Origin of the sequence: Actinokineospora sp. (assembly GCF_052390155.1) — a bacterium.
Taxonomy (GTDB): Bacteria; Actinomycetota; Actinomycetes; order Mycobacteriales; family Pseudonocardiaceae; genus Actinokineospora.
The window spans coordinates 19,098-29,419 of the sequence record NZ_JBQTHF010000043.1 but is presented as its reverse complement, the minus strand read 5'-3'; the positions used below and the strand labels follow the sequence as shown (position 1 = coordinate 29,419).

The 10,322-nt window shown below is 72.6% G+C and carries 8 protein-coding genes; 4 read left to right on the top strand and 4 right to left on the bottom strand.

Going from position 1 to position 10,322, the window contains the following annotated elements; all coding sequences use genetic code 11:
• Positions 1 to 278: 278 nt before the first annotated feature.
• Positions 279 to 2,999, bottom strand: coding sequence for an AAA family ATPase (locus tag ACT4N7_RS16090; RefSeq protein WP_444829540.1), 2,721 nt, complete (start codon positions 2,997 to 2,999; stop codon positions 279 to 281).
• Positions 3,000 to 3,280: 281 nt separating this feature from the next.
• Here ACT4N7_RS16090 and ACT4N7_RS16085 point away from each other — a divergent pair, with 281 nt between their 5' ends.
• The 4 genes from ACT4N7_RS16085 to ACT4N7_RS16070 all read left to right on the top strand — a co-directional run bounded on the left by ACT4N7_RS16085 (position 3,281) and on the right by ACT4N7_RS16070 (position 8,227).
• Positions 3,281 to 4,561: a COG1470 family protein gene (locus ACT4N7_RS16085; RefSeq protein WP_444829539.1), complete on the top strand. Its 1,281-nt coding sequence runs from the start codon at positions 3,281 to 3,283 to the stop codon at positions 4,559 to 4,561.
• Positions 4,562 to 4,663: 102 nt separating this feature from the next.
• Positions 4,664 to 5,290, top strand: a complete 627-nt coding sequence (locus ACT4N7_RS16080) for a response regulator transcription factor (protein WP_444829538.1) — start codon at positions 4,664 to 4,666, stop codon at positions 5,288 to 5,290.
• 57 nt (positions 5,291 to 5,347) lie between these two features.
• Positions 5,348 to 6,382 carry a DUF917 domain-containing protein gene (locus tag ACT4N7_RS16075; RefSeq protein ID WP_444829537.1) on the top strand — a complete coding sequence of 345 codons (1,035 nt, stop codon included), beginning with the start codon at positions 5,348 to 5,350 and terminating at the stop codon, positions 6,380 to 6,382.
• Positions 6,383 to 6,607: 225 nt separating this feature from the next.
• Positions 6,608 to 8,227 (top strand): PucR family transcriptional regulator, encoded by a 1,620-nt coding sequence (locus tag ACT4N7_RS16070; RefSeq protein WP_444829536.1) that lies wholly within the window; start codon positions 6,608 to 6,610, stop codon positions 8,225 to 8,227.
• Here the strand turns inward: ACT4N7_RS16070 and ACT4N7_RS16065 are convergent.
• The 3 genes from ACT4N7_RS16065 to ACT4N7_RS16055 form a co-directional block, all read right to left on the bottom strand.
• A complete protein-coding gene (locus ACT4N7_RS16065; protein WP_444829535.1) occupies positions 8,224 to 8,781 on the bottom strand; it encodes a CAP domain-containing protein in 558 nt (185 codons plus the stop codon). The genes ACT4N7_RS16070 and ACT4N7_RS16065 overlap by 4 nt on opposite strands.
• 171 nt (positions 8,782 to 8,952) lie before the next feature.
• Positions 8,953 to 9,663 (bottom strand): flavodoxin family protein, encoded by a 711-nt coding sequence (locus ACT4N7_RS16060; protein WP_444829534.1) that lies wholly within the window; start codon positions 9,661 to 9,663, stop codon positions 8,953 to 8,955.
• 127 nt (positions 9,664 to 9,790) lie between these two features.
• Positions 9,791 to 10,246: a winged helix-turn-helix transcriptional regulator gene (locus ACT4N7_RS16055; protein ID WP_444829533.1), complete on the bottom strand. Its 456-nt coding sequence runs from the start codon at positions 10,244 to 10,246 to the stop codon at positions 9,791 to 9,793.
• Positions 10,247 to 10,322: the final 76 nt, after the last annotated feature.

Below are 10,322 nucleotides of genomic sequence, written 5' to 3'. Positions count from 1 at the left end.
GTGAGGGAAGGGGTGGTGAGGGAAGGGGTGGTGAGGGAAGGGGTGGTGAGGGAAGGGGTGGTGAGGGAAGGGGTGGTGAGGGAAGGGGTGGTGAGGGAAGGGGTGGTGAGGGAAGGGGCGGAGTGTGGGAGAAGTGGGGGGCAAGGTGGAGAAAGCTGTGGGAGAGAGAAGTCAGGTCGGTAGGGCCACCGTTCCGAGAAGGGGGCCGCCCTTACAGCGAGACGCGACACCATAAATCCGCCCCGCCCCCACCAATCTATGCGCGCTCCCGCGCCCCCTCACCCTTCAGCGAGGAGATCCCGATAAGCCTGCTGAGTCCGCAACGCCGCCGCCGTATTCCCGCTCCGCCGCCGAGCCTCGGCCAGCAATGCCCACAGCCGATTGTCGAGCTCATCAATCGTCAACGCCCGATCACACACCTCAATGGCCGCCGCCACATCCCCCCGATCCAGCTCGATCCTGGCCAACGCCGCGGCCACCCCCGCCGCCTCCCCCCGCATCGATTCACGCCGAGCCAGCACCCACTCGGCGGGTCCTTCCTCACTGAGTAGTTCTCCCCGATACAGGTCGAGTACCCGATGCCCGAGCGCGCGCACCGTCGGACGGTCCTGTGTATGCCGACTATCGCGCCACTGACGCACCGCGGCGGCGAAGTCGGCGACGTCCACTGTGCTCCCCGGCGGCAGCAGCAACAGATACGCACTGCCGTGCCGCATCACGCCGAACTCGCCCATGCCCGCGAGGTGAGTCCGCAGCAGCGCGCGCAAACTGGAGATGGCGACCTGCAACCGGTGCTTGGCCTGCTTGAGCGGCGCGTCCGGCCACAGTGCCGCCACCAGCCGCTCTTCGTGGAGGGGTTGGCCGTAGTGCATCGACAGCACCCGCAGTACGCGGCGGGCTTGGGCGCGTAGTGGGTCGAGGTCGACCGGCGTGCCCGCGACCGCCAGTTCGTAGCGGCCGAGGCAGCGCACGGCCACCGGCGGCTCCGGCTCGGGCACGGGTTGCGCAAGTGCGAGCCGCGGCCGGTTCGTGGCGGACGGGACGCGCAGCGCGGCAACCAGTTCGGTGCCGTGTCTGCTCGCGCGGTCCAGCACGGTGGCCTTGATCAGCCGGTCCAACTCGGCGCGCTCGTTGCTCGCGTCGGGGTCGCCCAGCCGGACCAGTTCGTCGACGAGCACGAGGCGCAGCCAGGTTTCCGGTACCCGCGCGCCGAGCCGTCGCGCGCGCCAGACCGCGCGGCACAGCACGCCTGCCGTGGTCTGGCTGCCTGCGCGCAGCAGGCCGGTCGCGAGCAGGCTCGCGGTGATCAGCGCCCCCCACTCGTCGCCGATTTCCTCGCACTCGTCGAGGATCGCCTGCGCGTCGGTGCAGGCCTCCGGGTCGAGCAGGGCGGTGCCCGCGCGCGCGATCCTGGCCAGCCACAGCCAGCCGGTGGCCTCGGCGTCGGTGGCCAGCCCGGTGAACCGGGCGAGTGTGCCGCGCGAGTGCGTCGTGGCCTCCAGCACCGCGACGACCAGCCGCCCGGCGAGCGAGACGAACGTCGTCGGGTCCGTGGTGAGCGGCTCGGCCAGCGCGATGGCCTGGTCGGGCCTGCCGTCGAGCATCGCGGCCAGTGCCCGGCCCAGCGCCCAGTCCGGGCCTGCCGCGGGCACCGCGCGGGCCAGCAGCTTCGCCGGATGCCCGTGCACGGCGGCGGCCAGGTGCCTGGACACGTCGTCCACCAGTGGGTCGCCGTCGCCGCCGGTGATCCACCTGGCGATCCCGGAGCGTTCCAGGGAGCACTGCCAGCGCAGCCGCGGGTCGGGCAGCTTGTCCTCGGCGTCGAGATAGCGGTCGTGGGCGGCGGCCAGCCTGCCCTCGCCGCGCAGCCGCCGGGCCTCGGCGAGCGCCATCCACGGGTCGTCGTCGAGCAGCGTGCCCGGCACCGACGCCGACGCGCGCAGCCCGCCGCGGTGCGCGCTGAAGCGGTGCAGGACGCTCGCCGTGGCCACCCAGTCGTCGGCGCGGGCGTAGCAGCGGTACGCCTCGGCCCAGTGCCCGGCGCTGACCAGGTGGGTCGCCGCGGTGTGGTAGGTCTGCCTGGTCAGATGCGTCCCCCGGTGCTCGGCGAGGCGCTGTTCGAGGAACTGCTGCAGCAGCACGTGGAACCGGTAGGTCGACCCGCCTGGCCGCGTGCGGAACGTCAGCGCCTGCCGCGCCGCCAGCTCGGTGAGCACGTCGCCGCTGTCGCGCCGGTCCAGCACCGCGTCGCACAGCGCGCCGTCGAGCACGCCCAGCGGGCTCACGTCGACCATGAAGTCCCGCAGCGGCGCCGGGAGCGCGCCGAGCACCTCGCGCGACAGGAACTCGGTGAGCCGCTCCGACCCGGCCAGCGGCGTGGCGAGCGCGGCCTCCCGCTCGTGCGGGGCGAGCAGCATGGTGTCCAGGTGCAGTAGCCGCACGGCCATCGGGAGGCCCTCCACCCGCGCGCACAGCGCCGCCGCGGTCTCCGGCGAGAGCGGCCTGCGGTACACCGACTCGAACAGCTCCTCCACGTCCCACGTGCGCAGCCGCAGGTCGCGGTAGCCGATCCGGTGGATTCCGCCCGGCACCGCCGCGGTGCCCGGCACCCGGGCGTCCCTGGTCGCCACCACGAACCGCACATCCGGCGCCGAGTCGGTGAGCAACCGGGCCAGCACGGCCTCCCCGGGACCACCCGCCAGCCGGTGCGCGTCATCGATGTAGACCACGACGTCGCGGTCCGTTCGCGCCAGGTCCGCCAGCACCCCGTCGACATCACTGGCAGCCGAGGGCAGCACCGGCCCGAACGCCGCCACCAGCTCCCGGCCGAACGCCGCCGGGTCCGTCCCCACCGGACAGTGCACCACCACCTGCTCGGCCCGATACCCGGCGAGTTGGCGCAGCAGCACGGACTTCCCCGCCCCCGCGGGCCCCACCACCAGCCGCAGCCGGGCCGCCGACACCGCGTCCAGCTTCGCGATCAGGTGTTCCCGGCGCACCGTCCCGGGGGTGCGATCCCGGGAGGCGGCGCGCGCTGATCTGACCGGATGCGGGGACACCGGCGCAGTGTCGCGACCGCCGGGCCCGGTGTCACGGGGCAAAACGCCCATAGGCGCAACTTGGCCAGGGCAACTCGCACAGCACTACCGGGCCACCGATGTGCGTACCTGTCCAGGGCGCCTGGGGCAGGCGCGTTGCCCTTGAGGTCAGTGATTCGGTGGCCCCGGAACTGGCTGGACCCGCGCTGACGGCGCGCCCGCGTCCGGCCACGCTGGGATCCATGGCCGTCAGCGCGATGCTCCGCTCGACCGCGGTGACCGTCGCCGCGGGCGGCGCCGCGCGCTGTCATGTGCTGATCCGCAACAACTCCGCGGTCGTCGACCAGTTCGTGTTCACCGTGCGCGGTGACGTGGACGACTGGACCGAGGTCAAGCCGGGCCGGGTCAACCTGATGCCGCATCAGGAAGTGACCGTCGAGCTGACGTTCGCGCCGCCGCGGACCTCGGAGGTGCTCGCGGGCGAGCACCCGTTCGCGTTGCAGGTGGCCTCGCGGGAGGACCCGGCGGGCTCTGTGGTCCAAGAGGGCATGGTCACCGTCGAGCCGTTCACCGACGTCGACGCGGGCATCGTGCCGGTCACCTCCTACACCCGGCGCAAGGGCAGGCACACCCTGGCGGTGGACAACCTGGGCAACCACCAGCACGGCGTCGAGGTGACGGCGACCGACCCGGACAACCGGCTGACGTTCAAGATCCGGCCGCACGCGCCGCGGCTGGAACCGGGGACGGCGACTTTCGTCCGGGTGCTGGCCCGGCCGAAGAAGTACTTCTGGAAGGGGCCGAACCGGATCCTTCCGTTCCAGGTCAAGGTGATCGTGCCGGCGAGCGAGCCGATCGAGATCGACGCCGCGCTCGATCAGAGTCCGCTGATCCCGCGCCGGTTCTTCTGGCTGTTCTCCATCCTGCTGGCGCTGCTGCTGCTGATCGTGGTCATCGTGACCACGCTGCTGCGCCAGCGGCCGGTGTCCATCGCGGGTCCCGCGCCGACCGCGACGCCCACGTCGACGCCGTCCAGTTCGTCCGTGCCGCCGAGCAGCACGCCGGTGCCGTCCACCGCGGGGTCGCCGAGCGGGGCCGCCCGCGCGGCCGGGGCGACCGGCGCGGGCGGCGCCGACAACTCCTCCGGGGGCGGTGGCGGCGGTGCGGGCTCGGCGGTCAACACCACGTTCACCATCCGCGCCCAGGCGTTCCCGGGCGTCGGCGGCGGGCCGCAGTTGTTCTCCTACGTGGTGCCTCCCGGGCCGCGACACCGCGTGACCTCGGTGGTGCTGCGCAACCCCGCCGCCGACGTCGGCCAGGTGCAGATCCGGCACGGCACGCGGGTGCTCGCCACCGTCGATCTCGCCGACGTCGACCGCGACGGCACCGACGCGCTGGTCTTCCGGCCCACCCAGGCACCGCTGGTGGCACCCGGTGAGCTGGTCACGCTCGCGGTCACCTGTGGCAACGCGCGTGACGCATGTACTCCATCCGGGGTATTCACTGCGGCATTGGTCCGCTGACGTCACCCGTCTCAGTCACGTTCGGTCACGTTGAGTGTGTGTTGAGTCAGTCGCTGAGACTGACTGTGACACCGCACACCACCGAGCCCGAGGGGCGAGACGATGATCCACCGCATCCCCGTCTACGTGACCGCCACCGACCCCATCCTGGAGACCGGCGTCAGCTCGCAGTTACGCGCCCGCCCGGAGATCACCCTCGTGTCGCACCCGGCGCAGGAGCCGGAAGTGGTGTGCGTCGCGGTGAGCGACGTGGTCGACGACACCGCGCTGCGCCTGGTCCGCGAACTGCGCGGCCAGGGCCTGCGGCAGATCATCTGCGTGCTTTCCGCGATCGATGACAGCGCGCTGCTCGCCGCGATCGAGGCGGGCGCGTGCGGGCTCGTGGCGCGCGCCGAGGCCACCCCGGAGCGGCTGGTGACCGCGGTGCGCCAGGCCGCCGGGATGGGCGGGGTGCTCTCGCCGAAGCTGCTCGGCAGGCTGCTCGACCAGGTCAACCGGCTGCAGAACCAGGTGCTCGCGCCGAAGGGGCTGCGGTTCACCGGACTGTCCGACCGGGAGGCCGCCGTGCTGCGGATGATCGCCCAGGGCATGGAGGTCCGCGAGATCGCCCAGGAGCTGTCCTACTCCGAGCGCACGATCAAGAACACCCTGCACGACGTGGTGAGCCGCTTCCAGCTCCGCAACCGGGCGCACGCCGTCGCGTTCGCGATGCGCGAGGGGATGATCTGAGCGGTGCCCGAGTCAGGATCGGCCCGCGGCCGACGTCGTCGGTGGGGCGTCGCGCCGGTGGATCAGGTCCAGGCGGGGCTGGTTGACGATCTCGTGCACGGCGCGGGCGTGCTCGCCGCCGGGGCCGCCGCGCCCTGGCGGGCCGCGGGGCCGGTGCGCGCGGCCCTCGCCCGCCACGGCCCGGTGCGGCTGGTCGCGCCCGCCGAGTTGGCCCCGGACGCGCTCGTGCTCGCGGTCGACGTCCGCGACGCGGGACTCGACTGGCCAGGCGACGGCGCGGTGCGGGCGCTGGTGCGGGCCGCGGAGGACCGGGCCGGGCGGCGCTGCGCGGCGGTACTCCCGATCGAGGCGGGCGGCACGGGCGCGCTCGCCGCGGTGCACGTCGCCGCCGTGCTGGGCCTGTCGTGTGTGGACGGCGACGGCCAGGGCCGTGGTTTCGGCCGGGTCGACCTCACCCTGTTCGCGCTCGGCGGACTGGTGGCCGAGCCGGTTCTGGTGGGCGGCGCGGACGTGGTGGCGGTGCGCACCGCGGACAACACCGCCGCGCACCGGCTCGCGGCGGCCGCGGCGGCGGCCATGCCGGGCCCGGTGGTGCTCGGCGCGTACCCGATGACCGGCGCCCAGTGCGCCAGGCTGGCGGCCGAGGGCGCGCTGCGCGACTGCCTCGGACTCGGCGCGGCCCTGCGCGGCCGCTCGCCGACCGCGGTCCGGCCGCTGTTCACCGGCTGTGTCACGCACGTCGCGCGGGACTCGGCGACCGGCGGGGTCCGCGGCACGGCGACGGTCGAGGCGCCCGAGTCCGCGCGGACGCTGCGGCTGGACTTCCAGCACGGCAACCTGGTCGCCTCCGAGGACGGCCTGGTGAGCGTGACAGTGCCGGACCTGATCTGCGTGGTGGACACCGCGTCATGGCTGCCGGTGTCCTCTCGCGACCTCGAACCGGGGCAGCACGTGCACGTGCTCACGCTGCCCGCGGACCCCCGGTGGCGGTTGCCGGACGGCCTCGCCGCCGCGGGCCCCCGGCGGTTCGGCTACGACATCGACTACGGCCCCGCCACCGACCGAACGGTACCTTGCGAACACACTGGGTGATCGTGTATGGACGCCTGGCCGATCGGCCGAACGAGTGGTCCTAAAGCGACCCGTACCACGGGGCTGAGTCCGTCGTTGTCCAGAAGTGGAAGGGAAATCTCGGCCGGCACCGTGACCGTGTATGTCACCCATCCGGCTGTTGATCACCCGACCTATCGCGCGAACGTCGATCACCGAGCGTCGTGAGCGCGGCCTGAGATCGCGCGGAACCGAGGAGCGGTGGCAATGTCGGTCATGCTCAGTCATCTGCTGTCCGTCGGCTTCTTCACCGACCAGGTCGTGTTCGCCACCGAGCGCGCGCTGAGCACGCTGGTCAGCTCGGTGACCGCCGCCCCGGGCGCGTCGGCGGTCGCCGAGGTGTCGCCGTTCGCGCTCGTCGTGTTCGGCCGCTCGCACCTGCGCGCCGAGGACGTCAGCACCGACCTGGCGATCCGGCTCGCCGCGCAGCGCCAGGCCGCCGGGCTCGTCCTGCAGCGGCCGCCCAGCCCGTTGTCGCTGGCCACGCGGTCGCTGGCGGAGAAGTCCGGGGTGGCGCTGGTGCTGGTCGACCACGCCCAGCCCGACCAGCTCGTGCCCGCGATGGACCGCTTCGTGCGCGACCCCGAGGTCGGCGACGGGGGGATGCTCAGCGTCGTCGCGCACCGGCTGCGCAGCGTCGGCGCCGACCCGGACGAGATGGTGCGGGTGCTGGCCCGCACGCTGCGCCACCCGGTCGGCCTGGTCGACCCGGCCGGGCGGGTGCTCGCGGGCGACCTGCCCGCCGAGGCGCTGCTCGGTGTCGACGGCGCCACCGCCCGGCTGTCCGCGGCCCGCCCGGCGCCCTGGGTGCGTTCGGCGGGCGAGGACGATCTGCTTGTGGCGCAACCGGTTCAGCTCACCGCGGGCGGGCCGGCGAACCTGTGGCTGGTGGCGCTGGTGCCGGTGTCGCCCGCGGCCCGGGTGCGCGCGGCCACCCAGGCGCTCGGCGTGGCGACCTGGGCGTTCGTCGCCTACCTCGCTACCACCGCGGTGCGCCTGGAGCGGCAGAGCAAGCAGCACGAGGCGCTGCTGACCCGGCTGCTCGACGAGGCCGAGTCGCCGCGAAGACCGGTTGTGGAGCAGGCCACCGCGGTCGGCTGGCGCCTCGGCGGCTGGCACACCGCGATCCATGTGATGGCGCGCCGCGGCAGTGCCGCCGCGGCCATGCGCGACCGGCTGCACGAGTGCCTGCTCGCCCACGGCCTGCCCGCCGACCCGATCACCCACGGCGACGGCTGGTCGCTGTGGACCACCACCGAGTCCCCGCCGGACGTCGCCGCCGAGGCCGAACTGCTCCGGTCGGTCCACCGGGCGCTGCTCGACGCCGAGCGCGACTACCCGGGGCTGCGGCTGTGCGCGGGCGTCGGCACCGCCGACGAGGGCACCCTCGGGCTGCGCCGCTCGCTGGGGGAGGCGCACCAGGCGGGTCTGCTCGCCAGCGCGCGCAACACCGCGGGCGCGGTCGAGCACATCGGCACCGACAACGTGAAACGCCTGCTGGCCAACCGGTACGTCACCAGCCTGCAACACGACCTGGCCCACCAGTTGCTGCGTCCGCTCACCGTCGCCGACGCCTCCGGCCAGCTCGTGCACACGCTGTCGTGCTACCTCGACAACGAGTCATCGGCCACCGCCGCGGCCGCCGTGCTCGGCGTGCACCGCAACACCGTCCTGCAGCGGCTCGACCGCATCCGCTCCCTGCTGACCGTCGAGTTCAACGACGCCGACGAACGCCTGGCCCTGCACCTGGCCACCCGCCTGGTGCAGAGCGGTCCTCCCCAGCGCGCGACCCGCCCGGACGAGGACTCCGTGGCGCCCCAGGTCTAGCTCGACCCGCAGTTCGGCGCCGCGTCGGCGTCACCGCCGAAGTCGGTGGTCCAGTACTCCCCGTACTCGCTGGAGCCGTTCTTGGCGAGCCCGATGCCGATCACCTTGTAGTCGCGCTTGAGCATGTTCCGGTTGTGGCCGGATGACTTGCGCCACGCCTCGAACACCTTCTTCGCGGTCTCGTAGCCCGCCGCGATGTTCTCCCCGGTGGCGGTGTCGGTGTCGTAGCCCCGGTCCTCCATGCGGTCTTGCGGTGAGCGGCCGTCTTCGCTGTCGTGGTCGAAGTAGTCGTTGTCGGCCATGTCCTTGCTGTGCAGGTACGACGCCTCGTTCAGCGCCTTGCTCACCGCCACCGCGGGCACCCCGTTCTTGCGGCGGTAGTCGTTGATCAGTTTCAGGAAGGCGGCCTCCTGCTCGTTGAGGCACGCCGCCGGACTCGCGCCCGGCTTACCCGGCGCGGCGTTCGTCGGCGAACCGGACAGGGCCGCGGTCACCAGTACCGCGGCCAGACCGCCGATGATCGCGCGGCGGACTCCCTTCGAGCGAATGACCATCCCCGACTCCCTCGCTCCATCGGCGGGGCGCCCCGGCCGAAGGCCGCCGAAGATAACCGCTTTCCCCGGCGACCGGTCCCAGCCGGCCGGTCCCTGCCAAGGAGCGGCCTGCCCGGGCCCTGTGGCGTACCTGGCGCGGCGCCGACTGACCGGCGGCGGTAGCCGAGACGGTCAGCGGTATTCCGGGTTCTCGAAGTCGAACCGGCAGCCCGCGTCCCATTCGCCGCGCTGGTTTCCGTGCGCCGGGAAGCCGCCCGCGTCGGTGAGCAGCCGGGCCAGGTGTAGCAGGTTCCAGGTCATGAACGTGGTGTTGCGGTTGGTGAAGTCGTTCTCCGGCCCGCCGGAGCCCGGGTCCAAATAGGACGGACCAGGGCCCGCCTCGCCGATCCACCCGGAGTCGGCCTGCGGCGGGATGCTGTAGCCCAGGTGCTGCAGGCTGTAGAGCACGTTCATCGCGCAGTGCTTCAGGCCGTCCTCGTTGCCGGTGATCAGGCAGCCGCCCACGCGCCCGTAGTAGGCGTACTGGCCCTGCTCGTTGAGCAGGCTGGAGCAGGCGTAGAGCCGTTCGATGACCCGCTTGGTCACCGAACTGTTGTCCCCCAACCAGATCGGGCCCGCGATCACCAGGATGTCCGCGGCCAGCACCCGCTGGTACAGCGCGGGCCACTCGTCGTTTGCCGCGCCGTGTTCGGTCATGTCCGGCCACACCCCGGTCGCGATGTCGTGGTCGATCGCGCGCACCACGTCGACCCGGACGCCCTGCTTGCGCATGATGCCCGCGCTCACGTCGACCAGCCCCTGGGTGTGGCTGGACTCGGGTGAGCGCTTGAGCGTGCAGTTGATGAACATCGCGGTCAGGTCGTCGTACCGCGGCTCGGTCATGACGGGACTCCTTCGTCCGGGTTCGCACCGCGGTTCGGCGTCCTACCGGCGGTGCGCAGCTCGATCATCGTCGCGTCGAGCTGATCGCGCCGCCCGACGTGGCGCACGGTTTGTCCCGTGTGGACACTTAGGGCGGGTTCGTGTGGGCGTAGCGGACATCGCGGGCGGTGAGAACCTGGCCGCAGTCGGCGCAGCGGAGCTCCTGCTCGACCGCGCCGCCGTCCTCGGCGTGGGTGAGCAGCAGCGGCGGGGTGTCGCTGAGCCAGCGGTCGCCCCACCGCATGATCGCCACGGTGACGCCGAAGAGGTCGCGGCCCTTGTCGGTGAGCCGGTACTCGTGCCGTTCCGGCCGGGTCTGGTAGAGCCGCCGCTCCAGGATGCCGTTGGCGGTGAGTTGGCCGAGCCGCTCGGAGAGCAGGTTGCGGGCGACCCCGAGGTTGCGCTGGAAGTCCACGAACCGGTGAACGCCGAAGAACGCCTCCCGCAGCAGCAGGAACGTCCAGCGGTCGCCCACCTGACTTAAGGCCGCCGCCACCGAGTCGGGGTCGCGCCCCGCCGAGTCCTTGCCATTGGTGTCCGCCACGACCGCGAGTTTAGGCCGGCCCGACTGAGTTGCAATTTACTACCGACCCGCTACAGTGACTCAGTAGTAAAAGTAA